Raw genomic sequence first — 26,136 nt, 5'->3', positions numbered from 1 at the left:
GCTTTCCTCGCCCCTCCCTCGGCGCGCCGCTGTTTCGGCGCCTATCGGTATCGGGCGGTCCCGTTCGGGACTGCCGCTTGTCAGGAGGTATCCGTTGACGGCGAAGCAACATCCCGTCACCACGGCGTTCGACACGACGGCGAGTGAAGGCGGGGAATCCTCGGGTGCCGTGCGGGCGGAAGGGACCGCCGAAGCGGCAGTGCCCGCCGAATCCGTCGCCGCGGTCGATCTCGTCCACGTCGGCAAGATCTTCGCGGCGGGCGCCGTGACCGCGCTGTCCGATATCTCCCTCACCATCGCCGCGGGCGAATTCGTCTCGCTCATCGGCCCTTCCGGCTGCGGCAAATCGACCCTGCTGCGCATCGTCGCGGATCTGGAACAGCCGTCGAGCGGATCGGTGACCGTCCGCGGGAAATCCGCCGAGCGGGCCAGGAAGGACCAGGACTACGGGATCGCGTTCCAGCAGGCGGGACTGCTGGACTGGCGCACCGTGCAGGCCAACGTGGAACTGCCGATGGAACTGCACCGGGTGCCCAAAGCCGAAAGACGCGCGCGCAGTGCGGAATTGCTGGAGATGGCGGGACTCACCGATTTCGCGAAGCGCTATCCCGCCGAGCTCTCCGGCGGTATGCAGCAGCGCGTCGCCATCGCGCGAGCGCTGGCCCGCACACCGTCGCTGCTGCTGATGGACGAGCCGTTCGGCGCGCTCGACGAGATGACGCGGGAACGGATGCAGGCCGAACTGCTTCGGATCGCGGGGGAGACGGGCGCGGCCGTGCTCTTCGTGACCCACTCGATCCCCGAGGCGGTATTCCTCTCCGATCGGGTGGTGGTGATGTCGGCGCGCCCGGGGCGCGTCACCGATATCGTGGCGACCGGTGGCCAGGGCCGCGATCCCGATCCCGACCGGGACGTGCGTTCCAGCACGGTGTTCTTCGACGCCGTCGCCGCCGTACGCGCGGCACTGCGCGGTGGCCACGGCGACGGCCCGATCGCGGGACGGGATCTGCGGTGACCGCCGCGTCGTCACGGTCCGCGCTGACATCGATACTGCCGCCGGTGGTCTTCGGCGTCGGTGGACTGGCGCTGTGGCAGGTGCTGACGGTGGCCGCCGGTGTCCCGTCGTTCCTGCTACCCGCGCCGACCGATATCGCCGAGCAATTCGTCGAGAATTTCGATCGCATCCTCGACGCGGCAGTCGCCACCGGCACCAACGCCCTGATCGGCCTGCTGATCGGCGCGGTGCTCGGCATCGCCGCCGCGATGGTCGCGGTGCGGTTCCACATCGTCGACGGCCTGCTCTCGCCGCTGGCGGGCGCGGCCGCCGCCGTGCCGATCGTGGCCATGGCTCCGCTGCTGAACTCGATGTATTCGACCACCACCGACACTCCGCGCCGCATGGTCGTCACCGTCGTCGTGTTCTTCCCGATGTTCGTGAGCACCGCCAAGGGGCTGCGTCAGGTGCCGAAGGTGCAGCAGGATCTGCTGCACTCCTACGCCGCGAGCGGCTGGCAGGTGACCCGCACCGTACGCCTGCCCGCCGCACTGCCCTACCTGTTCACCGGCCTGCGCATCGCGGCTCCCGGCGCGGTCATCGCCGCGGTGATCGCCGAATACTTCGGCGGATTGCAGAACGGGCTCGGCAGCCGGATCACCTCGGCCGCCGCCAACACCGCCTATCCGCGCGCGTGGGCCTACGTCGTCGGCGCCATGCTCGTCGGCCTGGTCTTCCTCCTCGCCGTCCTACTTCTCGAATTTCTCACCCGTCGCCCGCGCACGACCCCATGGAGATCGACATGAACCGAACCCCCCGCAGATTACGTGCCTGTCTGGCGCTGGTAGCGGTGACCGCGGCCGCGCTGACCGGCTGTAGTACCACCGACGATTCCTCGGCGACCACCCCGGACGGACTCACCAAGGTCCGCCTGCAATTGCAGTGGTTCAAACAGGGACAGTTCGCCGGGTATCTGGCCGCGGTGGATCAGGGCTTCTACAAGGAGCAGGGGCTTTCGGTCGAAATCCTCGACGGCGGCACCGATATCGTGCCGCAGACGGTGTTGGCGCAGGGTCAGGCGGACTACGCGATCGCCTGGGTGCCCAAGGCGCTGGCCTCGCGCGAAGCGGGCGCGGGCATCACCGAGGTGGCGCAGGTCTTCCAGCGTTCGGGCACCAAACAGGTCTCGTTCAAATCCGACAATATCGCCGGTCCGGCCGCGCTGCGTGGCAAGACGGTCGGAAACTGGGGCTACGGCAACGAATTCGAGCTGTTCGCCGGAATGACCAGGGCAGGTATCGATCCGGCGAAGGACGTCACCCTCGTCCAACAGCAGTTCGACATGAACGCGTTCCTCGCCAAGGATATCGCCGCCGCCCAGGCCATGTCCTACAACGAATACGCCCAGCTGCTCGAGACGAAGAATCCGGCCACCGGAAAGCTCTACACCCCCGACGATTTCACCACGATCGACTGGAACGCCGAGGGCGTCGCCATGTTGCAGGACGCGATCTGGGCCAATTCGGAGAAATTGAAGGATCCGAAGTACCAGGATCAGACGGTGCGATTCATCGCGGCGTCGCTGAAGGGCTGGGCATTCTGCCGCGACAATGTCGACACCTGCCGCGATATCACCGTCGCCGCCGGATCGACACTGGGCGCGAGCCATCAACAGTGGCAGATCAACGAGGTCAACAAGCTGATCTGGCCGTCGACCGCGGGAATCGGGCTGATCGACCAGGCGGCGTGGGATCGCACCGTGAAAATCGCCGAGGAGACGAAGAACCAGGACGGCGCGACCGTGCTGACGAAAGATCCGGACGCGGAGGCGTTCACCAACGAGTACGTCACCAAGGCGCTCGACATCCTGAAATCCGGCGGCACCGACGTCACCGGAACCGCGTTCGCGCCGATCCAGGTGACACTGACCGAAGGGGGGAAATAGATGACCGCTGACGACCACGTCTTCTATCCGTGGAGTGTTCAGGGCGGCCCGAATCCGGTGGCGATCACCGGGGCCTCGGGTTCCTGGTTCTGGGACGAGAACGGTAAGCGCTACCTCGATTTCTCCTCGCAACTGGTCAATGTCAATATCGGCCACCAGCATCCGGATCTGATCGAGGCGATCGTCGCGCAGGCTCGCGAACTGACGACCATCTCGCCCACCGTCGGCAATCGCGCCCGCAGCGAATTGGCCCGGCTGATCGTGGAACGCGCACCCGGCGACCTGAACCGGGTGCTGTTCACCACCGGCGGCGCCGAAGCCGTCGAGCACGCGGTGCGGTTGGCGCGCAGTTTCACCGGCCGCACCAAGATGCTCGCGGCCTACCGCTCCTACCACGGCGGCACCGGGGTGGCGATCGGGCTGACCGGGGAACCGCGCCGCTGGGGCGCGGAACCCACGAATGTGGACGTGGTTCGATTCTTCGGGCCCTATCCGTACCGGTCACCGTGGGATACGACGACCAAGGAGGAGGAGACCGCCGCGGCGCTGAAACATCTGCGGCAGGTCATCGAACTGGAGGGCCCGGCCAATATCGCCGGACTCATCCTGGAAACCGTGGTCGGCACCAACGGTGTGCTCGTCCCCCCGCCCGGCTATCTGGCCGGGGTGCGAGCGCTGTGCGACGAATTCGGCATCGTCTACATCGCGGACGAGGTGATGGTCGGATTCGGCCGGGTCGGGGAGTGGTTCGCGGTGGACGCGTTCGGTGTCGCACCCGATCTCATCACCTTCGCCAAGGGCGTGAACTCCGGGTATGTGCCGCTGGGTGGCGTCGTGATCGCCGAGCGCATCGCCCAGCGTTACGACCAGACGCTGTACCCGGGCGGTCTCACCTACGCCGGTCATCCACTGGCCTGCGCGGCCGGGGTGGCGTCCATCGCCATCTTCGAACGCGAGGGCATTCTCGATCACGTGCGTTCGGTGGGCGCCGACGTCCTCGGCAAGGGACTACGGGAGCTGGCCGCGCGTCATCCCAGTGTCGGCGAGGTCCGCGGTCTCGGCTTCTTCTGGGCGCTCGAGCTGGTCCGTGACCCGCGCACCCGCGAACCCCTGATCCCGTTCGCGGCCGCGGGCGCCGCGGCCGAGCCCATGGCCGTGATCACCGCCGCGGCGAAGGAACGCGGACTGTGGCCGTTCAACGCGGGCAATCGGTTCCAGATCGCGCCGCCGCTGACGACCTCCGCCGAGGAGATCCGCACCGGACTCGATATCGTCGACGCCGTGCTCGGGGTCGCCGACGACTACGTCCGGACGAGGTGACGGCGGGATTCGGCGGCCCTCTCGCGCACCTCTAGGCTGGTGACATGACAGCTGGGCAGACCGAGATCTGGCACAACCCGCGGTGCACCAAGAGCCGTAACGCCACGGCACGCCTCGACGAGGTCGGTGTCGAGTACACGGTGCGCAAATACCTCGACGATCCGCCCACCGCCGACGAACTGCGCGCGGTACTGGATCGCCTCGGCGCCGAACCCTGGGACATCACCCGCACCGGCGAACAGATCGCGAAGGATCTCGACATGTCGAGCTGGGGCCGGACGCCCGCCGACCGGAACCGCTGGATCGAGGCGCTGGCCGCCAACCCCAAACTGATCCAGCGCCCGATCGTCCTGACCGCCGACGGCGCGGCCGTGGTCGCGCGCACCGACGAGGCCCTGCGTTCCCTGGGCTGAGAGTGATCGGGCCGCGCACGCGGTCACCGCGACTTATCGGAAAGGGCACTCCCGCCCGGATTCTCGAGGATCCCCCGGTCGGGAGTGCTCGGCGCTGCGCTTTGATCTAGTGTCGCGAGTCATGAAGGTACAACTGCGCCACAACCCCGCGTCGACGATCGCGCGGTGCTTTCTCGCGGGCGGCGAGCCGATGCGGGTCGAAAGCGGCGCCATGGTCGCCCATTCGGCGGGAGTCGCGTTGCAGGCCAAGGCGGAGGGCGGCATCATCGCCGGTCTGAAGCGGTCGGTGCTGGCGGGCGAATCATTCTTCGTCTCGACGTTCACCGCCCCGCAGCAGGGCGGCTGGGTGGATGTGGCTCCCGCGCTGCCCGGTGACATGCTGAACCTTCAGATCGTCCCGGACCGCCCCTTCTTCATCAGCCGCGGTGGCTGGATCGCCAATTCGCATGGCGTACAGGTGGAAAGCAAATGGGGCGGATTCTCGAATCTGTTCGGAGGTGAGGGCGGTTTCGGTCTACGCGCGCACGGCGAAGGCGACATCGTGGTCGGAGTTTTCGGCGCCATCGATGTCATCGATCTACAGCCGGGGGAACCGATCACCATCGATACCGGACACGTGGTCGCCTACGATCTGGCGATGAATTTCACGATCCGGCGAGCGGTTTCGGGCCGTTCGATCCAGTCGCTGAAATCGGGCGAGGGTTTCGTCTTCGATTTCGTCGGGCCCGGCCGGGTATTGCTGCAAACCCGCAATCCCGGCGCGTTCGCGGTGTGGGCGAGTTCGGTGGCGTCCAACGGCTGATCGGCCGGTCGACGGGGATCTCTCCGTCGCGGATGCCGCGCGGTGCGCGGGGCATTGCCCGATGGTCACCGGGTGTTCATCTGCCGGGCACCGGGGTCGTCGATGCTGTGGGCTCCAATCGACATCGAAATTGAGGATTTGTTCTGATGGAACTTCTCGAAGTGCTCGTAATGATTCTTCAGACCGGATCCGCCGCTGTCTCGCAGAGTGCCGCGTAGTCGAACGAAGAAGTGGCGACAACCCATCGGAATTATCCGGTGGGTTGTTTGTTTTCCGGCTCCGGCAGGCCGATCAGTCGATGAGGTCGTCGATCAGGAGCCGCGTATCGGGCACGAACGGCCACTCCGGATCGTCGAGGTGCGCGCGCAACTCCGCGTCGGTCCACCACCAGCCGTCCGCGATCTCCTCCGGCTGGTGCCGGATGGGCCCGTCCCAGCGGAGTTCGTACGCGAACAGGTGGCAGCGCATCGGCCTGCCCGCCCACAGGCCGTCCCACGAGGTCTTCGCCAGGGGCACGAGCCCGTCCGTCACGATGATGCCGAGTTCTTCGCCGAGTTCACGCATCGCTGTCCGGACCGGATCCTCGCCGGGACCGACGACGCCGCCCGCCAGACAATCGTGCATCCCGGCGAAGACCATCTTGGTATCGGTACGTCGATGCACGTAGATCCGCTGTCCGTCACCCGAACGCACCAGCACCCCGGCGCTCGCGTGCCACAGCCCGTCCCGATAGACCGTGGCCCGGTCCTCGTCCCCGACGACCCGGCCCGCACCGTCGTAGACCGCGATCATTTCCGAACTCTGCTCCGCCCGCTGTGGCACGTGCCCGAGGGTAGCGCGCGTCAGCGGGGGAGCCCGGCCCGGACGGCTGCCGGGCGGTAACCGGTCTTCCGTCGGGCGGTGAGCGCACGGAAACGCGACCGGTACAAGTGGCAACGCGCGCGCGATCGGCAGATCACGGAGGGGCAATCGCCGACTGGTGTCGTGGAGCGATGAGTATTTCATCCTGGTTCAAGCAGAAATCATCCGTCGCCACCGTCGCACCGATCTTCGAGCAGATCGGCGGCTACGAGGCGCTCGAGGTCGTGGTCGCGGATTTCTATGTTCGCGTGCTGGCCGACGAACAGTTGGCCGGTTTCTTCACCGGCACGAATATGGGCAGGCTGAAGGGTAAGCAGGTGGAGTTCTTCGCCGCCGCGCTGGGCGGGCCGGACCCTTACACCGGCGCGCCCATGAAACAGGTGCACCAGGGACGCGGAATCACCATCGAGCATTTCGGTCTGGTCGCCGGTCACCTGACCGATGCGTTGGCCGCGGCGGGAGTTCCACCGGAAACGGTCACCGAGATCATCGCCGCGATCGCACCCCTGGCGGACGACATCACCTCCGGAACCGCCACCGGGCCCCGATGACATCGGTCCCGACCGGCGGCACGCCATCGGAAACCGCGTCGCGACGACGCGGTCGTCTCGATATCCGGTGGCGCCTGCGACTCCCGGTGCGGATCCGATGACGTCAACCACGACCCGGTGACCGACGTCGCGCGGGTTTCGCGCCCGGTTTCGGCGCGGCGGCCCTGCGCTTCTCGGCCGCGCGCTGTTCGAGCGCCGCGGTTTCGGCGTCGAGCCTGCGATAGACGATGTGCTGCTGGGCCAGAGTCCAGGCGTTGTTCGACACCCAGTACAGCAGGATCGCGAGGGGCAGTACCGCGCCGCCGAGCACGGCCGCCGCGGGAAACACCCACAGCATGACGGTGTTCATGAACGGCACCTGCCGTGCGGTCCGATCCTGGCGGGCGATCGATGCCCGCGCGGTGACGTGCGTCGCGACCGCGGCGATCACCATCAGGACGACGGCGACGCCGATCACCGCCACGGTGGGCGTACCGGTGAGGGTCGCCGACAGTGGCGCTCCGAATATCTTGGCCTGCAAGAACGATCGCACATCGGAGGCGTCGAGGAAGTAGTTGGGGGTGAGCGCGTTCTGCTCGGGGGTCATCGGCGCCGAGGTGGTCGCGAACGGCAGGTGACCGACCGTTCGCGTGCGGTCGAAGGAGCGCAGCACGTGGAACAAGCCGAGGAAGACCAGCCCTTGACCGAGCGCGGGCAGGCATCCGACGAACAGGCCGACGCCGTGTTCGGCGTGCAATTTCCTGATCTCGACGCTCTGCCGTTGCTTGTCGCCGTCGAATTTCCGTTGGATCGCCCGTACTTCGGGTTGCAGGCGTTTCACGGCGGCTTGATTGCGAGCCTGGCGCAGGAACGGCAGGTACAGCACCGCACGGAAGGTCGCGACGAGGAAGACGACGGCGAGGATCCATGCCAGGGCGTCGGCGGGACCGAGGACAGCGGCGAAAGCGTTGTGCCACAACCGGAGCACGGCGGACACGGGGTAATAGACGATATCGAGCACGAGGGGACACCTGACTGGTGGCCGTGCGTCGGGCGCACGGAACGGGCATGGACGGCCGAATGCCGACGACGCCCGCTCGGGCCGTCGTCAGCGCATGGTCGCGCCCGGTGCTCGTGGCCGGGGACGGCCCGCCGTGTCCGGATTGCTCTGCCGCAGATAGGTGCCGCGCCTGCGACGCTGTGCCGAGGGCGGTGGGCCCGATGCCGTGGCGGCGAGCGCGCGCAGCCGAACGGCGTGCGGCGACACCATCGCGAAGATCGCGGTCGCGGCGACCACACCGAGGATGGCCAGCGCCCCCGATTCGCCCGCCGGTGCGGCGAGCAGCGCGAGCCCGGGCACGACGAACGCGACCACCGCGTACGCCGTCAGCCGAGCCCACGAGAACATGCCACGAGAGTACGTGGTCCCGACTGCGGGGACCGGATGCTCCGGGGCGGGACCTCTCAGGTCGCGCTGCCCGCCGTCCACGATCCGTCGCCGAGATCCCAGAGGCCGTCGCGTTCCAGCGCGGCCGGGAACAGTCCGAAGGTCCGGCGGCAGGTGCGGGTCAGGTGCGCGCTGTTGTCGAAACCGGCCGCGTCCGCCGCCGCCGCGAGATCGTCACCGGAACGCACCCGGATGATGGCGACGCGCAGCCGCAGCCAGAGGATGTACGGACGGAGCGGGATCCCGACCTGGGCGGCGAACAGATGCGACAACCGCGTCGGCGAAAGGCCGACGCGCCGTGCCACATCCGCGCCGCGGATCGACCGGTCGTGGACGAGGGAGGGCAGTACGCGCAGCGCCTCGGTCACCGCGTGATGCGGTGCGCCCGGCGGCGTCTGGTGATCGCAGCGCAGATCCGTGACGATCGCGGTGACCTGGTCGAGCAGCGCCGACCGCACCGGATCGACCGAGGGAATACGGACGCCCCCGGTCCAGCCCCTGGTGTGGGCGCGGCGGTCGGCGGCGGCGCCCGCCACCGTCTCCGGATCCAGGTACAGCGCGGCGCCGTGCGCCGCGCCCGCGTCGATCCGGTGGGGCGCGTCGGCGGGCACGATGACGACGGTGCCGTGATGGTGCACGCCGCTGGCGTCCATCACCGTCAGCGGCGTGTCCGCGGCCAGGACCTGTACGGCGTGATGCGCGTGCAGATCGGTTTCGCCGATCGTGCCGCCGAAGGCGAGAATTCCGGGACGCAGCAAGGCCGTAGCCCGGTATGAGGTGTCGTCGGGCGGGTGTGCGCCGCCCAGGCTTCGGGGTGTCGCGGACACCCCATCGGTGACCAGAGCCTTCTCCATCGGACGCTCCCGGCAGGTGACGCGAATCCAGGTGCGGATTCCCTGTCAATCTATCCGGGCGACACCGCCGCGGTGCTGGTTTCGGCCACCTGATCCGGAATTCGCCGACGATCTTCCATCAGGTGGCCGAATCGGGGTGACCGGGCGAGGAAGCGCCGAGCTACCGGCGATGCAGTTCGATCGCCAATGCCACCAGTTCGGACATGTAATCGCCGTTCGTCGCGGCCAACCGGACGGCCTCGGCGGGCGCGAACGCGCGGACCTCCTGTATCTGTTCGGCGTCGCCGGGATTCGTCGGCGCGGAATCGACGACGACATCGGCCGTGCACCAGAGGAACGCCTTGCGCGGATGCGGCTGCCACGCCCGATAGGGCGCCGGATGATCGCTGACACCGTGATGCGCCCCGATCCACCGGACCGGACCGACGGTGCGCGCGCCCGCCTCCTCGAGCAATTCGCGGCGCACGCATTCCTCGATCGTCTCGTTCGCCTCGCGCGTCCCGCCCGGCACCAGCCAGATATCGCGATCGTCGCGGCACAGCACGATCCGCGCGCCGACGAAACAGACGACGTGGATATTGGTGACGAGTTCGTCCGGCGGCAGTTCGGTCGAGAAACGGACGTCGAGCCCACCCCATTCCCAGCGAGCCGGAGTGTGCAGCAACGGAAACCGTTCGGCGAGCGTCACATCCACAGGGTAGCCGGATCGCGACGGCCGGGATCAGGGCAACGTGAACAGCAACCGGTGCGGATCCGATCCGGTGGACTCGACCCGGAACGCGTTGCGGAACAACTCCTGATTGCGTTCGTTGCGGCGCGCCACCGTCCCCATTTCGGGATACACGCGGCATTCGGCGGCGCAACGCAGCCAATCGCGGCACAGCGCGGCCTGCTCGAATCGCGGGAAATCGAACGCGGGCCCCATGCTCCAGCACATGCTGAGCATGCCCAGTTGCGCGTCGGCGGGCCAGGTTTCGAAAGCGGCGAACGGCGTGATCACCGCCCCGTCGCGGTGGCGCGTCAGCCGACCCCGCATCAGCGTCTCCCATTCGTCGAGACGTTCGAACACCAAACGGTCGATCGCCCCGTTGGTCAGACGCAGATCGGTCACCCGCTCGAAATGGCGGCAACCGCCACGCACCAGATCGGTGCGACGTTTCACCGTGTCCCACGCCGCGTCGATATCGGTGTCGGAGGCGTACGGGCCGCGCATGCCCCGGCGCCACGGTAGCCGCCGGGACGCGGCCAGCGCCGCGACCCGCTCACCCGGGGTGGGAGAGCCGAACTCGCGCGCCGACTCGTCGAGCGCGACGCCGACGGCGGTGCGCACGCACCCCCGGACATCCAGGTACATCCAGGGCACCCGGCCCTCCAGTGGCACATTGAACGGCAGCCAGATCTCGCGGACCGCGGCTTTCATCGGGTTCTCTCCGTATTCCGTTGCGTGACAGACGAATCCGGGAATCACTTCCGGTCCGACACACCTCGACCGGGCAGGCCCCGCGCCCCGCGGCGAGCGGCGCCACCCCAGAATCGCCGGGCCGACCGGGAAGAACACGCGTAGCCGACTACTCGGGTTCGCGGGCTCGCGCCACGCGGATCCCGCGCGGGCGGACCCGCGATGAGCGAAATACCACCCTCGGTATGACATCGGCATCTGTCGCCTAGGCTCGATGGCATGCAGCGCATCATCGGCATCGAGGTCGAATACGGTATCTCGACACCCACCGAGCCGTCGGCCAACCCGATCCTCACCTCCACCCAGGCGGTGCTCGCGTACGCCGCGGCCGAAGGCGTGCCGAGGGCCAAGCGGACCCGGTGGGACTACGAGGTGGAATCACCGCTGCGAGACGCGCGCGGATTCGACCTGAGCCGGATGAACGGGCCCGCGCCGGTCATCGACGCGGACGAGGTCGGCGCGGCCAACATGATCCTCACCAACGGCGCGCGCCTCTACGTCGACCACGCGCACCCGGAATTCTCCGCACCCGAGGTCACCGACCCGCTCGACGCCGTCATCTGGGACAAGGCCGGTGAGCGGGTGATGGAAGCCGCCGCACGCCACGCCTCCAGCGTGCCCGGCGCGCCCCGCCTGCAGCTGTACAAGAACAACGTCGACGGCAAGGGCGCCTCCTACGGCACCCACGAGAACTACCTCATGAGCCGCGACACCCCGTTCAACCAGATCATCGTCGGGCTCACCCCGTTCTTCGTCTCCCGCCAGGTGATCACCGGCTCCGGCCGCGTCGGAATCGGGCAATCCGGCGACACCGCCGGCTTCCAGCTCTCCCAGCGCTCGGACTACATCGAGGTCGAGGTCGGACTGGAGACCACCCTCAAACGCGGCATCATCAACACACGTGACGAACCCCACGCCGACGCCGACAAATACCGCAGACTGCACGTCATCATCGGCGACGCCAACCTGGCCGAGATGTCGACGTACCTGAAAGTCGGCACCACCGCGCTCGTGCTCGACCTGATCGAGGCAGGCGAGGACCTGTCCGACCTGCAACTGGCCCGCCCGGTCACCGCCGTGCACCAGATCAGTCATGATCCGACCCTGCGCACCGCCGTCGCGCTCGCCGACGGCCGCGAACTCACCGGCCTCGCGCTGCAACGCCTCTACCACGAGCGGGTCGCGAAATTCATGGACCGCGAAGGCAACGACGACCCCCGCGCCCGCGACATCCTCGACAACTGGGCCATGATCCTGGACCTGCTCGAACGCGACCCGATGGAGACCGCGAACCTGCTCGACTGGACCGCGAAACTGCGCCTGCTCGAAGGCATGCGCAACCGCGAAGGCCTCGGCTGGGCCGCACCCAAACTGCACCTGATGGATCTGCAGTACTCCGACGTGCGCCTCGACAAAGGTCTCTACAACCGCCTGGTAGCGCGCGGATCGATGAAACGACTGGTCACCGAACAGCAGGTCCTCGACGCGATGACCAAGCCCCCCACCGACACCCGCGCCTACTTCCGCGGCGAATGCCTGCGCCGCTTCGGCGCCGACATCGCCGCCGCGAGCTGGGACTCGGTCATCTTCGACCTCGGCGGCGACTCCCTGGTCCGTATCCCCACCCTCGAACCCCGCCGCGGCACCAAATCCCACGTCGGCAAACTCCTCGACGGCGTCGAAACCGCAGCCGAACTGGTCGAACAACTCACGCAGTGATATTGGCGGCCGGGGCCGCGGGTTCGCGGCCCTTCTTGTCTCGCGTCCGAGCGGTCGATACTCGCGACTTCGTCGCATGGTCTCGACCGCTCGGACGCGAGACGGCCGCGAACGGGCGCTCGTAAGGCTCGCGCCGTGCGGTGGTGGGGTTGGTGGGGATGTCGCTGGTGGGGATGTACGGGGGAGTGGTCGGGCTTGGTGGTCCGGTGTATTTGGTGTGGTGGTCGATCAGGGGGTCGAGTCGCGCGGCTCGAGCAGGTGTGGCGTTTGCTGGTGGGGGAGTGGTCGGGCTTGGTGGCCCCGTGTAACTGATGTGGTGGTCGATCAGGGGGTGGTCGAGGCGCGCGGCACGAGCGGGTGTGACGTTGCTGGTCGGGTGTCCGGGGGAGTGGTTGGGCTTGGTGGCCCGGTGCATTTGGTGTGGCGATCGATGCGGGGGTGGTCGAGGCGCGCCGCTCGGGGCTGGTGGGGATGTCGCTGGTGAGGTCGGTTGGGAGGGGGTGAGGGGTGTTGCCCGGGGGCATTGCCGATGGGTGCCCGCGAACGACGGTTCGCGGCCTCGCTGTGAGGAACAGTTGCGAGGGATCCCTCTCGAACATCCCGAACCCTGCCTCCCCGAACCAACCCCGCCCGGAGCGAGTTTTACGAGCGACCGGTTCGCGGCCGTCTCGCGTCCGAGCGGTCGAAGCGCATGCGCCGAAGGCGCGAGTCTCGACCGCTCGGACGCGAGACAGAGGGGCCGCGAACCACGCGGCCCCGGCCGCAAATCAACACAGCCCGGGTTCGGCTGGGTAGGGTTGTTCGTACGAGCACGAACATTGCTCATGATCGGCGCCGTGCTCATACTTGGGCTCCGGTCATGATGAGGACAGAGGAGGTCGGCTGCGATGGCACAAGAGCAGACCAAGCGCGCCGGGGGCGGCGACGAGGACGAGGGGCCCGAGGGCGCCGAAGCGGCCGGTCAGGAGCGCCGCGAGAAATTGGCGGAAGAGACCGACGACCTGCTCGACGAGATCGATGACGTGCTGGAGGAGAACGCCGAGGACTTCGTCCGCGCGTACGTGCAGAAGGGCGGCCAGTGACAGCAGGTGATCCGATGCGTCTCCAACCGGGGCACGCACTCTCGTCCTTCACCGAACACCTGCGCAGTTACGCACCGGATCTGTTGCCGGGCAACAGATTCGCCGCGATCGACGGCGCCACCGGTTCCTCCGGTGGCGCCGCCAAGGATGTGGCCCCGCACGGGACCACCATCGTCGCGGTCAGCTTCCGCGGCGGTGTGCTGATCGCGGGCGATCGCCGGGCCACTCAGGGAAACCTGCTGGCCAGCAGGGATATGGAGAAGGTGTACATCACCGACACCTATTCGGCGGCCGGTATCGCGGGCACCGCGGGCATGGCCGTCGAGATGGTGCGGTTGTTCGCCGTGGAGTTGGAGCACTACGAGAAGATCGAAGGGATCTCGCTCACCTTCGACGGCAAGGCCAACAAGCTGTCGAAGATGGTGCGCGACAACCTTCCCGCGGCCCTGCAGGGTCTGGCGGTGGTGCCGGTGCTGGTCGGTTACGACCAGCACACCACCGATCCGGATCGGGTCGGGCGCATCATCTCCTACGACGTCGTCGGTGGGCGCAGCGAGGAGCGATTCGGCTACGCCGCGGTCGGCTCGGGTTCGATGTTCGCCAAGACGTCGTTGAAGAAGTTGTACGCCAAGGGAATCGACGAGACGCGCGCGTTGCGCATCGCCGTCGAGGCATTGTTCGACGCCGCCGACGACGACACCGCCACCGGCGGGCCCGATCTGGTGCGTCGCATCTATCCCACCGCGGTCCTCATCACCGAGGAAGGCGCCGAAGAGGTGGCCGGAACGCGGCTGGAGGAGATCGCGCGCGAGATCGTCGCCGCACGTGAGGCCGCGCAAGAAGGGAGTGCCCCAGCATGACACTGCCGTACTACGCGTCGGCCGAGCAGATCATGCGCGACAAGACCGAACTCGCGCGCAAGGGGATCGGTCGTGGTCGCAGTGTCATCGTGATGGCGTACGACAAGGGTGTGCTGTTCCTCGCGGAGAATCCGTCCGCGACGCTGCACAAGGTGAGTGAGCTGTACGACCGCGTCGGGTTCGCGGCCGTCGGCAAGTACAACGAATTCGAGAGCTTGCGTCGTGGCGGCATCCTCCAGGCCGATCTGCGGGGATACCAGTACGACCGGCGCGATGTCTCCGGCCGTGCGCTCGCCAACGCCTACGCCCAGACTCTCGGGTCGATCTTCACCGATCAGCTCAAACCCTACGAGGTCGAGATCTGCATCGCCGAGGTCGGCTATCCGGAGCAGGAGCAGCAGTCGGTGCTCTACCGGATCACCTTCGACGGGTCGATCGTCGACGAACGCGAATACGTGGTGATGGGCGGCACGACCGAGCCGATCCTCACCGCGTTGAAGGGTTCCTACCGGTCCGGCCTGGATCTGAGTTCCGCCATCGACATCGCGGTCAAGGCGTTGCAGGCCGGGATTCCGGAGGGCGCCGACAAGGACAAGCGTTCGCTCGGGGTCGCCGCGCTCGAGGTGGCGACGTTGGAGCAGTCGCGACAGCGCCGTGCCTTCCGGCGCATCCCCAACGCCCAGCTGGAACAGCTGCTCGGCGAAGGAAGCACCCCGGCGGCGTCACCCTCCGACGCGGAGGGATCCGCGCCGGAATCGGCCGGGGACGACACCCCGAAGCAGCCCGAGTAGGGCGAGCCGCACAACCCGCTCGGGCCCGCGCCCGGAATACCGTTCGACGGTCGTTCCGGACGCGGGCCCGAGTTTCTTCCGGTGCCGTGACACTTTTTCCGGTGCTGTGACGCGCCCGACCGCGGGGTGAATTCGCACCGGAAATCCGCCGGTCCGGGTCTATGGAAACGGACAAACCGACCCAAATCGTTGTGAAGACGTATGCATTCGTGTTGTCCGCAGCCCCACGCAACTGCTGGATATGGCTGTAATGTCGATGGTGTGCAGCGACGAATTATGGGGATCGAGACCGAGTTCGGTGTGACATGCACCTTTCACGGTCACCGTCGGCTGTCCCCCGACGAGGTAGCCCGGTACCTGTTCCGCCGGGTGGTGTCCTGGGGCCGTAGCTCTAACGTGTTCCTTCGCAACGGTGCTCGGCTGTACCTCGACGTCGGCTCGCATCCGGAGTACGCGACGGCGGAGTGCGACAACCTGCATCAGCTGGTCACCCACGATCGTGCGGGTGAACGGGTGCTGGAGGAATTGCTGATCGACGCCGAACAGCGATTGGCCGAGGAAGGTATCGGTGGCGATATCTACCTGTTCAAGAACAACACCGACTCCGCGGGAAACTCCTACGGCTGTCACGAGAATTTCCTCGTGGTGCGCGCGGGGGAGTTCTCCAGGATCTCGGATGTGCTCCTGCCGTTCCTGGTGACCCGCCAATTGATCTGCGGTGCGGGCAAAGTGCTGCAGACTCCGAAAGCGGCTACTTTCTGCCTGTCGCAACGGGCCGAGCACATCTGGGAGGGCGTCTCCTCGGCGACCACCCGCTCGCGGCCGATCATCAACACCCGTGACGAGCCGCACGCGGACGCGGAGAAATACCGCCGCCTGCACGTGATCGTCGGTGATTCGAATATGGCCGAGCCGAGCACCATGCTCAAGGTCGGCACGGCGGCACTGGTCCTGGAGATGATCGAGGCCGGGGTTTCCTTCCGCGATTTCGCCCTGGACAACCCGATCCGCGCCATCCGCGAGGTCAGCCACGATCTGACCGGCAAACGCCCCGTGCGGCTGGCGGGCGGACGCCAGGCCAGCGCACTCGACATCCAGCGCGAGTACTACGCCCGCGCCGTCGAACACCTGCGCAACCGCGACCGGGATCCGCAGATCGACCAGGTCGTCGACCTGTGGGGACGCACCCTCGACGCGGTCGAGGCACAGGATTTCGCCAAGGTCGACACCGAGATCGACTGGGTGATCAAGCGCAAGCTGTTCCAGCGTTACCAGGATCGCTACAGCATGGAGCTGTCCGATCCCAAGATCGCCCAGCTGGATCTGGCCTACCACGACATCAAGCGCGGTCGCGGTGTGTTCGATCTGTTGCAGCGCAAGGGTCTGGCCAAGCGGATCACCGAGGACGAGGCCGTCGACGCCGCCGTCGATACCCCGCCGCAGACCACGCGCGCCAAGCTCCGCGGTGATTTCATCACCGCCGCGCAGGAGGCCGGCCGCGATTTCACCGTCGACTGGGTGCACCTGAAGTTGAACGATCAGGCGCAACGCACGGTGCTCTGCAAAGATCCGTTCCGGTCGGTCGACGAGCGCGTCGACCGGCTGATCGCCTCGATGTAGTACGAGAATTATCGGACCGCCCGCCCGCGCCCTCACGAGAGGGGCGCGGCGGGCGGTTTCTCGTGTGCGTGCTGGTTAGCGTGGAAATATGACCGATGACGAACTCCTGAACGAACTGCTCGAGGTCGAGCGTCGTGGCTGGGACGCGCTGTGTTCGAGCACCGGCGCCGAGTTCTACGGCGCGATCATGACCGAGGACGCGGTGATGGTGCTGGCCAACGGCATGATCATGGACCGCGACACGGTGGTCTCGGCGCTGCGTGACGCACCGCCGTGGCGCGATTACGAGATCGAGGATCCGCGCGCGGTCGGTGTCGGCGCGGACGGCTGGGTTCTGGTCTACATCGGCGTCGCCTACCGCGACGGTGACGAACCCGCGTTCCGCGGTGTGATGTCGACGACCTATGTCCGGCGCGAGGGGCGATGGCGGCTCGCCTGCTATCAGCAGACCGTCATTCGGAACTGAGGCAGCGGTCGGTGTCGACTCGGATACCCGGTGACCCCTCGGCGAACCCGCGACCCCGCCTACCCGCGTGCGTCGATGACCGGACCACCCCGTTCGCGGCCGGGAGGCGATCTACTCCTCGGCCAGGTAGCGCTCCACGGTGTCGACCTTCGAGGTCATCGCGTCGCTGACGCCGGGCCTGATATCGGCCTTGAGTACCAGGCTGCATCGCGGCGCTGCGGCCAGCACGGCATCGGAGGCCGCCTTCACCACCGCCATCACCTCGTCCCATTCGCCTTCGAGGGTGGTGAACATCGCATCGGTGCGATTGGGCAGGCCGCTTGCCCTGACCGCCCGCACCGCCTCGGCCACCGCACGTCCGACGTCGACTCCGGTCCCGAGCGGTGTCACGGAAAAGGCGACGATCATTGGCTGCTCCTCGATGGCGGGGGGATTCGCCCGCGCGTAGCGAATCGCGCGCCGCCGCGCACGGACCGCAGAGCGCAGATTACCCTCTATCGAGTGGCGATATCCAAGGTCGAGCGGCTGATGAATCTGGTCATCGCGCTGCTGTCGACCCGGCAGTTCTTGACCGCGGAGCGGATCCGGGACAGCGTCGCGGGGTACGAGGAGTCCGCGAGCGACGAGGCGTTCAGCCGGATGTTCGAACGGGACAAGAACGAGCTACGCGACCTGGGCATTCCGCTGGAAGTCGGTCAAGTGAGCCGGTACTCGACGGTGGAGGGCTACCGGATCAACCGGGACGCCTACGAACTGCCGGATATCGGGCTGTCCGACGAGGAGGCGGCGGCGGTCGCCGTCGCGGTCCAGATGTGGGAATCCCCCGAACTGGCGGCCGCGGCCGAGGGCGCGCTGCTCAAGTTGCGTGCCGCGGGCGTGCACGTCGAAACCGACGCGGCGGTGGCCTCGGTGCCCGCCGTCCCGGCGCGGACCCGTGGTTCGGAACCGGTACTCGGCAAACTCCTGGCGGCCATCGACGAAGGCCGGGCCGTACGCTTCGAACACCGCGGCGCCGTCAACGCGCCGTACCTCATGCGCGATGTGGAGCCGTGGGGCGTGGTGACCCACCACGGCCGCTGGTACCTGGTCGGGCACGATCGCGACCGTGACGCCGTGCGCAGTTTCCGGCTCTCGCGCATCGGCGACGACATCACCGCCCACGGTCCGGTCAACACGGTGCACAAGCCCGAAGGTCTCGATCTGCGGTCCATCGTCGACCGCGTCACCAGCGGCGCTCCGGTGAGCGGGGCGGCGACGGTCTGGGTCGCCGAGGGGCGCGGACGTGAGATCCGCAGACTCGGCCGGGTCCTCGGGGAACGCAGTGTCGCGGGCAGGGCGGGCGTCGAGGTCGAGATTCCGATCCGGTCCCGCGACTGGCTGGCGCGGCTGATCACCGGCCTCGGACCGGACGCTGTCGTCATCGCGCCCGAGGAACTGCGTGCCGATGTCGTGGCCAGGCTGCGGTCGGTGCTCGAACGCACGGAGGTGGTGTTGTGAGCAACACCCGACTGTCCGTGCGACTGTCGCGGCTGCTCAACATGATCCCGTATTTCATCGCCAATCCGGGTATCAGCGCCGCCGAGGCCGCCGCCGATCTGGGCGTGACCACCAAACAGCTCATGAGCGATCTCAATCAGCTGTGGATGTGCGGGCTGCCCGGTTACGGTCCCGGCGATCTGATCGACCTGTCCTTCTCCGAGGAGAGCATCGAGGTCACCTTCTCCGCCGGGATCGACCGGCCGCTGCGGCTTACCTCCACCGAGGCGACGGCCCTGCTCGTCGCGCTGCGCTCGATCGTGGAGATGCCGGGCATGGTCGATCCCACCGCGGCCCACGCGGCCATCGCCAAGATCGAATCGGCGATCGTCGGCGGCGGCGCGCAGATCTCCGAGCCGCGCGATTCCCGGATGCCGCCCGCGGAGGCCCCCGCAGTGGCGGAGGTGCGTTCCGCGCTGGCACGCCAGCGGGCGCTGCGCCTGGTCTACTACTCGGCGAGCCGGGACGTGGTCTCCGAGCGGATCGTCGATCCGATCCGGATCGTGCTGGTCGACAACAACAGCTATCTGCAGGCGTGGTGCAGGCAGGCCGAGGGGGTCCGGCTGTTCCGGTTCGACCGGATCGAGGCGGCGACCGAACTCGACGAACCCGCGCGACCGCCCAGTCATGCCACCGAGGCCGCCGCGGCGCTCGACCTGTTTCAGGACGATCCGGCGGTTCCGCTGGCCCGTCTGCGGATCCACCCCGATTACGGATGGGTCCTCGATCAGTACCCGATGAATCGGCTGGCGGTCCATCCCGACGGCAGCCTCGACGTCACCATGCGTTTCGCCACCCTGGACTGGATGGCGCGGCTGCTGCTCGGCTTCGGCGCGGGAGTGACCGTGCTCGGTCCGCCCGAACTGGTCGCCGCGGTGCGGGAACGTTCCGATGCCGCGCTCGCGGTCTACGCGGAGGCAGGGTTCGAGATCCGATGAATGTCGTGGTGCTCGGGGCGGGCAGCATCGGGATCTACGTCGGCGGGAAATTGGCCGCGGCCGGGGCGAAGGTGACCTTCGTCGGCAGACCGGGAATGCTCGACGAGATCACCGCGTCCGGACTGCGTCTCACCGACCTCGACGGCGGTGATGTGACCGTCGAGCCCTCGGAGTTCGGAACCTCGACCACCCCCGAGGACGCCGGATCGGCGGATCTGGTGCTGGTCACGGTCAAATCGGCGGCGACGGCGAGCGCGGTACGCGATCTCACCGGCGTCCTGCGTCCGGGCACCCCGGTGCTGAGTCTTCAGAACGGTATCGGCAACGACACCGTGATCAGGGAGATCCTGCCCACCTGCGTCGTGCTGGCGGGCATGGTGATGTTCAATGTCGTGCATCACCCCGGCGGCCGGTTCCACCGGGGCACCGAAGGCGGGATCGCGGCGCAGGACGATCCGGCGCTGGCGTCGGCCGCCGCGGTCTTCGACCGCGCCGGACTGGGGTTACGCCGCTATCGGGATCTGCTCCCGGTGCAGTGGGCCAAACTGCTGCTGAACCTCAACAACCCGATCAACGCGCTGTCCGGGCGACCGTTGCGCGAGGAACTCGCCGACCGCAACTACCGCCGCTGCCTGTCGCTGACCCAGTCCGAGGCGCTGGCCGCGATGAACAGGGCGCGAATTCATCCGGCGCGTCTGACGCCGTTGCCACCGCGGGTGATGACGCGCCTGCTGACCGTGCCCGACGCGGTCTTCGGCCGGGTCGCGGGCCGCGTACTCGCCATCGATCCGATGGCGCGCTCGTCGATGGCCGACGACCTCGCACTCGGGCGCAAGACCGAAATCTCTTGGCTCTGTGGTGAAATCGTCGGACTCGGCGAGATGGTCGGTCTGCCGACACCGGTCAATCAACGGCTCATCGAACTGATCGTCGCGGCCGAACAGGGCGATCGCCGCACCTGGACGGGGGCCGAACTGCTGGAGCAACTGCGAGCCGCCGCCGACAGCGCGCGGGGCGAACCTCGGGCGAACAGGGACTGACCCGCCCGTCGCGACATCGATGGTCCGGTAGCATCGGGACTACCACTTTTTTGGGAGGTACAGATGTCAGGCACGTTCAGCTGGACGCACCTGCTGATCATCGCGTTGCTGTTCGTGGTGCTCTTCGGCGCCAAGCGGCTGCCGGATGCGGCTCGCGGCCTCGGCCGGTCTCTGCGCATCTTCAAGAGCGAAGTCAGCCAGATGCAGAAGGAGGAGACTCCTTCGACCGCGCCGACTCCGCCGCCCGCGCAGCCGTTGCCGCCGGGTCAGTCCGCGGCCGAGCCGGTGCCACCGCAGCCGCAGCAGAAGTCGGCCTGAGCGGTCCGTTCCCATCGGGGTGAGTCCGGCTCACCCCGATCAGTGCTGTTCGGCGGACCGTGACATGGTTCGCGGCACCCGACTCAGCGGCTCTCGACTCAGGGACACATCAGACCTATGCGAATCCCATTCGATCCTCGGCGCAGCAAGCGCAGGACGAATCCCGACGGCACCATGTCGTTGGTCGAGCACCTGCAGGAATTGCGCGGCAGGCTGCTGAAATCGCTGGCCGCGATTCTGCTGACCACCGTGATCGGCTTCTTCTGGTACACGCATTCGTTCTTCGGTCTGGAAAGCCTCGGCGATCTGCTGACCGGTCCCTACTGTTCGCTGCCACCCGAGGCGCGTGCCACGTTGACCGCGGACGGGGCGTGCCGACTGCTCGCGACCGCGCCGTTCGAACAGTTCATGCTGCGACTGAAGGTCGGTTTCACCGCGGGTGTGGTGCTGGCCGCACCGGTCTGGCTGTATCAACTGTGGGCCTTCATCACCCCGGGCCTGTACGCGAAGGAACGGCGCTACGCCGTCGGCTTCGTCGTCTCGGGTTCGGTGCTGTTCGGCGCGGGCGCGGTGCTCGCCTACTTCATCGTCGCCCACGCGCTGCAATTCCTGCTGACCATCGGCGACAACGTCCAGATCACCGCGCTGAGCGGGTCGCAATACTTCTCGATGATCATCCAGTTGCTGATCATCTTCGGCGTCAGTTTCGAAACCCCGCTGATCATCATCGGCCTGAATCTCACCGGTGTGCTGACCTACGTGCGGCTCAAGGCCTGGCGGCGTGGAATCATCTTCGGACTCTTCGTCTTCGCGGCGATCGTCACCCCGCAGGACCCGTTCTCGATGCTGGCCTTGGCCTGCGCGCTGACCGTGCTGTTCGAGGTCGCCGTGCAATTCGCCCGGATCAACGACAAGCGGCGCGCGCGCAAGGACGCCGAAGCGGCCCTGCGCGACGAGGAAGCCTCGGTGCTCGCGGGGCCCGAACCGATCAGGCCCGCCGAGTCGATGTCCGGTTCCGCCGACGCGTCGCGTTCGGTCTCGGACTTCTCCGACACCCTCTGACGCTGCCCGCACCGGATCGATCGGCCGCGTTCGCGACACCCGCGACGATCGCCTCTCGCACGTGAACCGAATCATCGCTTCGTCCAAGTGATTCCGAATACCGGAACCCCGAATCGGCCCGAAGCCGTTTGGACCGCCCGTGTTCGGCTATTGCTGGATCGAACGAGGAGGATCACATGCCCATCAAGTACCGCCAGCGCAAATCCTACGGGCCGCTGAAGCTCAACTTCACCCAGTCGGGCCTGTCCTCATGGGGCATCAAGATCGGCCGCTGGTCCTGGAACTCCCGGACCAAGAAGAACAGCGTCGATCTGCCGGGCCCGCTCAGCTGGCGCCAGCGCTGATCCCGACGCGCCGGTCGTCGATCGGCGAACGACCGGCGCGGCCGGGGCATCGCTAGGGCGGGATCGGAGAAAAATCCATACGACCGGTGTCGTACTCCTCCGATACGCTCTGACAAGTGACAGTTGACCGGTCTCGGACGGGCGAATTGGCGAAATTCTCCGCCGAGCTGAAATTCACCCTCGACCCCTTCCAGCGCGATGCCTGCGCGGCGCTGGAGGACGGGCACGGGGTTCTGGTGTGCGCTCCCACCGGAGCGGGTAAGACCGTCGTCGGCGAATTCGCCGTGCACATGGCCTTGGCCGCCGGGGGGAAGTGCTTCTACACGACGCCGATCAAGGCGCTGTCGAACCAGAAGTTCGCCGATCTGACCGAACGGTACGGGCGCGACCAGGTCGGTCTGTTGACCGGTGACCAGGCGGTCAACCCGAACGCCCCGGTGGTCGTGATGACGACCGAGGTCCTGCGCAACATGCTGTACGCGTCCTCGGACGCGCTGCGCGGCCTGTCCTTCGTGGTGATGGACGAGGTGCACTACCTGGCGGACCGATTCCGCGGCGCGGTGTGGGAGGAAGTAATCCTGCATCTGCCCGCCGAGGTGCGGTTGGTCAGCCTGTCGGCCACGGTCAGCAATGCCGAGGAGTTCGGCGCGTGGATGGAGACCGTGCGCGGCGACACCAGCGTCGTGGTCGACGAGACCAGGCCGGTGCCGCTGTGGCAGCACGTCATGGTCGGGCGACGCATGTTCGATCTGTTCGACACCGAGTCCAGCGAGCAGAAGGTGCTGGTAGACGAGGATCTCGTGCGCTACATCAAGCAGCGCGAGGCGGCCGACCGGATGAACGGCTGGGGCGGCGGCCCGCGCGGCCGCGGTGGCGGCAGGCGCGATTTCCGTCCGTTGCCGCGCCCGGAGGTGCTGGCGAAACTGGACGAGGAAGGGATGCTGCCCGCGATCACGTTCATCTTCAGCCGGGCGGGCTGCGACGGCGCGCTGGCGCAATGCCTGCGGTCGCGGCTCGATCTGAGCCGTGACGCCGATCTCGCCGAGATCGACGCGATCATCGACAGGCATACCGGGGATCTGCCCAAGGGCGATCTGGAGGTGCTCGGCTACTGGGAGTGGCGCGAGGCGCTGCATCGCGGGTTGGCCGCCCACCACGCGGGGATGCTGCCCGCGTTCCGGCACACGGTCGAGGAACTGTTCGTGCGCGGGCTGGTCCGTGCCGTGTTCGCCACCGAAACCCTCGCACTGGGCATCAACATGCCCGCGCGGACGGTGGTGCTGGAGCGGTTGGTCAAATTCAACGGTGAATCGCACGCCGAACTGACACCGGGGGAGTACACCCAGCTCACCGGACGTGCCGGTCGGCGCGGTATCGATGTCGAGGGCCACGCCGTGGTGCTCTGGCAGCCCGAGGTCGACACCAGCGCGGTCGCGGGGCTCGCCTCGACCAGGACCTACCCGCTGCGCAGTTCGTTCAAGCCCGGCTACAACATGTCCATCAATCTGATCGATCGGATGGGCTCCGACGAGGCGCGGGCACTGCTCGAGCGGTCCTTCGCGCAGTTCCAGGCCGATCGCTCGGTGGTCGGGCTGGTGCGCGGCATCGAACGCAACGAGATGCAGCTGCGCAAATTGCGCGGACAACTCGACGGCGCCGAAGGCGGGTTCCTGGAATACATCTCGCTGCGCGAGCGGATCAAACAGCGCGAGCGTCAGCTCGAACAGCAGACCAGGATGGATCGTCGCGGTGCCGCGGTGACGGCACTGACCGCGTTGCGCCGCGGCGACGTGGTGGCGATTCCGACGGGCAGGCGGGCCGGACTCGCGGTGATCCTGGAGCCGGACGCGACACCGGGGGATCCGCGTCCGCTCGTTCTCACCGAGGACAAATGGGCAGGCCGGGTCTCGGTCGCCGACTTCCCGGTGCCCGCCGAGGCGCTCGGGCATATGCGGCTGCCGCGGCGGGTCGACCACAGGACCGCGCGCATCAGGCGCGATCTGGCCTCCGCGCTGCGCGACACCGGGATCTCGGTGCCGGGCAGGCAGCGCAGGAACAAGCGCTCGGGTGCGGCCGACGACAGGGAACTGTCCACGCTGCGCCGCAGTCTGCGTTCGCATCCGGCGCACACCCGCGCCGATCGGGAGCAGATGAGCCGGGTCGGCGAACGCTACAACCGCCTGAGCCGCGAGACCGACTCCATGCGCCAGAAGGTTGCCGCCACCACGAATTCGCTGGCACGTACCTTCGACCGGATTCTCGGGCTGCTCGAGGAACGCGGTTTCGTGCACGCGGGCGAGGTGACCGCGGACGGACGCAGGCTCGCGCGCGTCTACGCCGAATGCGATCTGCTCGTCGCCGAATGCCTGCGCCAGGGCCTGTGGCGTGGGCTCGGGCCCGCCGAACTGGCGGGCGTGGTTTCCGCGCTGGTGTTCGAATCGCGGCAAGAAGGCGGTTACCTCGGCGCCGCCGGTCCGACCGAACCGATTCGGCGAGCGATCGGCGCGACCATCGGTGTGTGGAGCCAGTTGCGAACAGACGAGGCCCGGCACAAACTCGCGCCCACCAGGGAACTCGACACCGGTTTCGTCGCCGGTGTCTACAAATGGGCCGGCGGCGAGGGGTTGGCCGAGTCGTTGCTGGCCAGCGGTGATCAGGGGTCGCCGCTGTCGGCGGGCGATTTCGTGCGCTGGTGCAGGCAGGTCATCGATCTGCTCGACCAGATCCACGGCACCGCCGACGACGTCGAGGTGGCCGCGACGGCGGCGAAGGCTGTGCGCGCCATTCGGCGGGGTGTCGTTGCGGTGGACGCCGCGTAGGCGATTCACTTGTGATTTGATTTCTTCGCGTACCGACCGTGGCCGAGGAGTTGTGCTATGCGACTACTCGCCGTCGGGGGGCTACCGTATGTATACCGATGCGAGTGGAGGCAAGCAGATGAGCGGCCCGTACGGACCGAACGACCCCGGGGAGGGACGTAACGATCCCACCCAAGTGTGGGGTGCACAGCAGCCGCAGGGCGGGGCCGCGCCGACCCAGCACTGGGGTGGTCAGAATCCGGAGCAGGCGCAGCCGACCCAGCAGTGGGGCCAGCAGCAGCCGCCGCAGACCGGTGGTCAGCCCCAGCAGCAGTGGGGCCAGTCCCAGCCGCAGTGGGGGCAGCAGCCGCCGCAGACCGGTGCTCAGCCGCAGCAGCAGTGGGGGCAGTCCCAGCCCCAGTGGGGCCAGCAGCAGCCACCGCAGGACTGGAACCAGCAGCCGCAGCAGCAGTGGGGGCAGCAGCAGCAGCCGCCGCAGCAGTGGCATCCCGGTCCGCCGACGCCGCCCTCCAGCGGCGGCAAGGGCAAGGGGCTGTTCATCGGCCTCGGCATCCTCGGCGTGCTGGTCGTCGGTGCGATCGTCGCGCTGGTGGTCGTGCTGACCTCGAAGGACAAGCTGGACCAGGCCGCCGTGCAGGAGGGGGTGAAGAAGGTGCTCACCGATTCCTACGGCATCCAGGACGTCGACGGCGTCTCCTGCCCGTCCGGCCAGGAGGTCAAGGTCGACGCCACCTTCGAATGCACCCTCCAGGTGAGCGGTGAGCAGAAGAAGGTCAACGTCAAGATCACCAACGAGAACGGGACCTACGAGGTCGGTCGCCCGAGCTGAGGTAGCCGATCGCCGAGAGGTGCGCGGGGTTGCGCCGAGCCCGGCCGTTCGTGAATTCCGCTGGGGGCGGGGGAATTCAGTCGGTCG

28 protein-coding genes are annotated in these 26,136 nt (G+C 67.5%); 21 read left to right on the top strand and 7 right to left on the bottom strand.

Annotation, left to right across the window (positions count from 1 at the left end; genetic code table 11):
• The first annotated feature begins 94 nt into the window (after window positions 1–94).
• The 6 genes from OG225_RS20640 to OG225_RS20615 all read left to right on the top strand — a co-directional run bounded on the left by OG225_RS20640 (window position 95) and on the right by OG225_RS20615 (window position 5,474).
• Window positions 95–1,015, top strand: coding sequence for an ABC transporter ATP-binding protein (locus OG225_RS20640; RefSeq protein ID WP_405176846.1), 921 nt, complete (start codon window positions 95–97; stop codon window positions 1,013–1,015).
• Window positions 1,012–1,800, top strand: a complete 789-nt coding sequence (locus tag OG225_RS20635) for an ABC transporter permease (protein ID WP_405176845.1) — start codon at window positions 1,012–1,014, stop codon at window positions 1,798–1,800. The genes OG225_RS20640 and OG225_RS20635 overlap by 4 nt, the downstream gene beginning before the upstream one ends.
• Complete coding sequence (locus OG225_RS20630; RefSeq protein WP_405176844.1) at window positions 1,797–2,939, top strand: ABC transporter substrate-binding protein; 1,143 nt, start codon at window positions 1,797–1,799, stop codon at window positions 2,937–2,939. Before OG225_RS20635 ends, OG225_RS20630 begins: the two co-directional genes overlap by 4 nt.
• Entirely contained in the window at window positions 2,940–4,259 is a 1,320-nt protein-coding gene (locus OG225_RS20625; RefSeq protein WP_405176843.1) for an aspartate aminotransferase family protein, read from the top strand.
• Between the two features lie 44 nt (window positions 4,260–4,303).
• Window positions 4,304–4,672 (top strand): arsenate reductase family protein, encoded by a 369-nt coding sequence (locus tag OG225_RS20620; protein ID WP_109527148.1) that lies wholly within the window; start codon window positions 4,304–4,306, stop codon window positions 4,670–4,672.
• A gap of 121 nt (window positions 4,673–4,793) precedes the next feature.
• Window positions 4,794–5,474, top strand: a complete 681-nt coding sequence (locus OG225_RS20615; RefSeq protein ID WP_405176842.1) for a TIGR00266 family protein — start codon at window positions 4,794–4,796, stop codon at window positions 5,472–5,474.
• Between the two features lie 291 nt (window positions 5,475–5,765).
• Here OG225_RS20615 and OG225_RS20610 read toward each other — a convergent pair whose 3' ends face one another.
• A complete protein-coding gene (locus OG225_RS20610) occupies window positions 5,766–6,266 on the bottom strand; it encodes an NUDIX domain-containing protein (protein ID WP_405183313.1) in 501 nt (166 codons plus the stop codon).
• 200 nt (window positions 6,267–6,466) lie between these two features.
• Between OG225_RS20610 and OG225_RS20605 the strand changes: the two genes are divergently transcribed.
• On the top strand, window positions 6,467–6,886 hold the full coding sequence (locus OG225_RS20605; protein ID WP_216917584.1) for a group 1 truncated hemoglobin: 420 nt from the start codon (window positions 6,467–6,469) through the stop codon (window positions 6,884–6,886).
• Between the two features lie 103 nt (window positions 6,887–6,989).
• Here OG225_RS20605 and yidC read toward each other — a convergent pair whose 3' ends face one another.
• The 5 genes from yidC to OG225_RS20580 form a co-directional block, all read right to left on the bottom strand.
• The gene (gene yidC, locus OG225_RS20600; RefSeq protein ID WP_405176841.1) at window positions 6,990–7,886 is read right to left on the bottom strand and encodes a membrane protein insertase YidC; all 897 of its coding nucleotides are present in this window, start codon (window positions 7,884–7,886) and stop codon (window positions 6,990–6,992) included.
• Between the two features lie 87 nt (window positions 7,887–7,973).
• Complete coding sequence (locus tag OG225_RS20595) at window positions 7,974–8,273, bottom strand: DUF6412 domain-containing protein (protein WP_405176840.1); 300 nt, start codon at window positions 8,271–8,273, stop codon at window positions 7,974–7,976.
• A gap of 56 nt (window positions 8,274–8,329) precedes the next feature.
• Window positions 8,330–9,166, bottom strand: coding sequence for a helix-turn-helix domain-containing protein (locus OG225_RS20590; protein ID WP_405176839.1), 837 nt, complete (start codon window positions 9,164–9,166; stop codon window positions 8,330–8,332).
• Window positions 9,167–9,326: 160 nt separating this feature from the next.
• Window positions 9,327–9,854, bottom strand: a complete 528-nt coding sequence (locus OG225_RS20585; RefSeq protein ID WP_405176838.1) for an NUDIX hydrolase — start codon at window positions 9,852–9,854, stop codon at window positions 9,327–9,329.
• A 33-nt stretch (window positions 9,855–9,887) separates the two neighbouring features.
• Window positions 9,888–10,586, bottom strand: coding sequence for a hypothetical protein (locus tag OG225_RS20580; protein WP_405176837.1), 699 nt, complete (start codon window positions 10,584–10,586; stop codon window positions 9,888–9,890).
• A 258-nt stretch (window positions 10,587–10,844) separates the two neighbouring features.
• On the opposite strand from OG225_RS20580, the gene dop reads away from it, so the two are divergent.
• The 6 genes from dop (at window position 10,845) to OG225_RS20550 (ending at window position 17,163) form a co-directional block, all read left to right on the top strand.
• Window positions 10,845–12,344: a depupylase/deamidase Dop gene (gene dop, locus OG225_RS20575; protein WP_405176836.1), complete on the top strand. Its 1,500-nt coding sequence runs from the start codon at window positions 10,845–10,847 to the stop codon at window positions 12,342–12,344.
• 887 nt (window positions 12,345–13,231) lie between these two features.
• Window positions 13,232–13,426: a ubiquitin-like protein Pup gene (locus OG225_RS20570; protein WP_109527300.1), complete on the top strand. Its 195-nt coding sequence runs from the start codon at window positions 13,232–13,234 to the stop codon at window positions 13,424–13,426.
• A gap of 14 nt (window positions 13,427–13,440) precedes the next feature.
• Window positions 13,441–14,286 (top strand): proteasome subunit beta, encoded by an 846-nt coding sequence (prcB, locus tag OG225_RS20565; protein ID WP_109527407.1) that lies wholly within the window; start codon window positions 13,441–13,443, stop codon window positions 14,284–14,286.
• A complete protein-coding gene (gene prcA, locus OG225_RS20560) occupies window positions 14,283–15,077 on the top strand; it encodes a proteasome subunit alpha (protein WP_405176835.1) in 795 nt (264 codons plus the stop codon). The genes prcB and prcA overlap by 4 nt, the downstream gene beginning before the upstream one ends.
• A gap of 261 nt (window positions 15,078–15,338) precedes the next feature.
• On the top strand, window positions 15,339–16,697 hold the full coding sequence (pafA, locus tag OG225_RS20555) for a Pup--protein ligase (RefSeq protein ID WP_405176834.1): 1,359 nt from the start codon (window positions 15,339–15,341) through the stop codon (window positions 16,695–16,697).
• Window positions 16,698–16,785: 88 nt separating this feature from the next.
• Complete coding sequence (locus OG225_RS20550; protein WP_405176833.1) at window positions 16,786–17,163, top strand: nuclear transport factor 2 family protein; 378 nt, start codon at window positions 16,786–16,788, stop codon at window positions 17,161–17,163.
• 111 nt (window positions 17,164–17,274) lie between these two features.
• Here the strand turns inward: OG225_RS20550 and OG225_RS20545 are convergent, their stop codons facing one another.
• A complete protein-coding gene (locus OG225_RS20545) occupies window positions 17,275–17,571 on the bottom strand; it encodes an MTH1187 family thiamine-binding protein (protein WP_405176832.1) in 297 nt (98 codons plus the stop codon).
• Between the two features lie 93 nt (window positions 17,572–17,664).
• Between OG225_RS20545 and OG225_RS20540 the strand changes: the two genes are divergently transcribed.
• From OG225_RS20540 to OG225_RS20505, 8 genes are all read left to right on the top strand, one after another.
• A complete protein-coding gene (locus tag OG225_RS20540) occupies window positions 17,665–18,660 on the top strand; it encodes a helix-turn-helix transcriptional regulator (protein WP_405176831.1) in 996 nt (331 codons plus the stop codon).
• Window positions 18,657–19,637: a helix-turn-helix transcriptional regulator gene (locus tag OG225_RS20535; protein WP_405176830.1), complete on the top strand. Its 981-nt coding sequence runs from the start codon at window positions 18,657–18,659 to the stop codon at window positions 19,635–19,637. Before OG225_RS20540 ends, OG225_RS20535 begins: the two co-directional genes overlap by 4 nt.
• Window positions 19,634–20,677 carry a 2-dehydropantoate 2-reductase gene (locus tag OG225_RS20530; RefSeq protein WP_405183137.1) on the top strand — a complete coding sequence of 348 codons (1,044 nt, stop codon included), beginning with the start codon at window positions 19,634–19,636 and terminating at the stop codon, window positions 20,675–20,677. The genes OG225_RS20535 and OG225_RS20530 overlap by 4 nt, the downstream gene beginning before the upstream one ends.
• Before the next feature lie 63 nt (window positions 20,678–20,740).
• A complete protein-coding gene (gene tatA, locus OG225_RS20525; RefSeq protein ID WP_109527308.1) occupies window positions 20,741–20,995 on the top strand; it encodes a Sec-independent protein translocase subunit TatA in 255 nt (84 codons plus the stop codon).
• Between the two features lie 117 nt (window positions 20,996–21,112).
• A complete protein-coding gene (gene tatC / locus OG225_RS20520) occupies window positions 21,113–22,057 on the top strand; it encodes a twin-arginine translocase subunit TatC (RefSeq protein ID WP_216910240.1) in 945 nt (314 codons plus the stop codon).
• A 176-nt stretch (window positions 22,058–22,233) separates the two neighbouring features.
• Window positions 22,234–22,401 (top strand): DUF4236 domain-containing protein, encoded by a 168-nt coding sequence (locus tag OG225_RS20515; protein ID WP_216910238.1) that lies wholly within the window; start codon window positions 22,234–22,236, stop codon window positions 22,399–22,401.
• 116 nt (window positions 22,402–22,517) lie between these two features.
• Window positions 22,518–25,220 carry a DEAD/DEAH box helicase gene (locus OG225_RS20510; RefSeq protein WP_405183136.1) on the top strand — a complete coding sequence of 901 codons (2,703 nt, stop codon included), beginning with the start codon at window positions 22,518–22,520 and terminating at the stop codon, window positions 25,218–25,220.
• A gap of 118 nt (window positions 25,221–25,338) precedes the next feature.
• A complete protein-coding gene (locus OG225_RS20505; protein ID WP_405183135.1) occupies window positions 25,339–26,049 on the top strand; it encodes a DUF4333 domain-containing protein in 711 nt (236 codons plus the stop codon).
• The last annotated feature ends 87 nt before the right edge of the window (window positions 26,050–26,136 follow it).

The organism is Nocardia sp. NBC_01377 (assembly GCF_045040005.1).
Lineage (GTDB): Bacteria > Actinomycetota > Actinomycetes > Mycobacteriales > Mycobacteriaceae > Nocardia > Nocardia noduli.
Note: the sequence above shows the minus strand (reverse complement) of the source record. Positions and strands in the feature narration are given on the sequence as shown.

Excerpts from the sequence above, each read along its gene's own strand:
- OG225_RS20630 (WP_405176844.1), top strand. The coding sequence starts at position 1,797 with ATGAACCGAACCCCCCGCAGATTACGTGCCTGTCTGGCGCTGGTAGCG.
- OG225_RS20625 (WP_405176843.1), top strand. The coding sequence starts at position 2,940 with ATGACCGCTGACGACCACGTCTTCTATCCGTGGAGTGTTCAGGGCGGC.
- OG225_RS20620 (WP_109527148.1), top strand. The coding sequence starts at position 4,304 with ATGACAGCTGGGCAGACCGAGATCTGGCACAACCCGCGGTGCACCAAG.
- OG225_RS20615 (WP_405176842.1), top strand. The coding sequence starts at position 4,794 with ATGAAGGTACAACTGCGCCACAACCCCGCGTCGACGATCGCGCGGTGC.
- OG225_RS20610 (WP_405183313.1), bottom strand. The coding sequence starts at position 6,266 with ATGATCGCGGTCTACGACGGTGCGGGCCGGGTCGTCGGGGACGAGGAC.
- OG225_RS20605 (WP_216917584.1), top strand. The coding sequence starts at position 6,467 with ATGAGTATTTCATCCTGGTTCAAGCAGAAATCATCCGTCGCCACCGTC.
- OG225_RS20595 (WP_405176840.1), bottom strand. The coding sequence starts at position 8,273 with ATGTTCTCGTGGGCTCGGCTGACGGCGTACGCGGTGGTCGCGTTCGTC.
- OG225_RS20590 (WP_405176839.1), bottom strand. The coding sequence starts at position 9,166 with ATGGAGAAGGCTCTGGTCACCGATGGGGTGTCCGCGACACCCCGAAGC.
- OG225_RS20580 (WP_405176837.1), bottom strand. The coding sequence starts at position 10,586 with ATGAAAGCCGCGGTCCGCGAGATCTGGCTGCCGTTCAATGTGCCACTG.
- dop (WP_405176836.1), top strand. The coding sequence starts at position 10,845 with ATGCAGCGCATCATCGGCATCGAGGTCGAATACGGTATCTCGACACCC.
- OG225_RS20570 (WP_109527300.1), top strand. The coding sequence starts at position 13,232 with ATGGCACAAGAGCAGACCAAGCGCGCCGGGGGCGGCGACGAGGACGAG.
- prcB (WP_109527407.1), top strand. The coding sequence starts at position 13,441 with ATGCGTCTCCAACCGGGGCACGCACTCTCGTCCTTCACCGAACACCTG.
- prcA (WP_405176835.1), top strand. The coding sequence starts at position 14,283 with ATGACACTGCCGTACTACGCGTCGGCCGAGCAGATCATGCGCGACAAG.
- OG225_RS20550 (WP_405176833.1), top strand. The coding sequence starts at position 16,786 with ATGACCGATGACGAACTCCTGAACGAACTGCTCGAGGTCGAGCGTCGT.
- OG225_RS20545 (WP_405176832.1), bottom strand. The coding sequence starts at position 17,571 with ATGATCGTCGCCTTTTCCGTGACACCGCTCGGGACCGGAGTCGACGTC.
- OG225_RS20530 (WP_405183137.1), top strand. The coding sequence starts at position 19,634 with ATGAATGTCGTGGTGCTCGGGGCGGGCAGCATCGGGATCTACGTCGGC.
- tatA (WP_109527308.1), top strand. The coding sequence starts at position 20,741 with ATGTCAGGCACGTTCAGCTGGACGCACCTGCTGATCATCGCGTTGCTG.
- tatC (WP_216910240.1), top strand. The coding sequence starts at position 21,113 with ATGCGAATCCCATTCGATCCTCGGCGCAGCAAGCGCAGGACGAATCCC.
- OG225_RS20515 (WP_216910238.1), top strand. The coding sequence starts at position 22,234 with ATGCCCATCAAGTACCGCCAGCGCAAATCCTACGGGCCGCTGAAGCTC.
- OG225_RS20505 (WP_405183135.1), top strand. The coding sequence starts at position 25,339 with ATGAGCGGCCCGTACGGACCGAACGACCCCGGGGAGGGACGTAACGAT.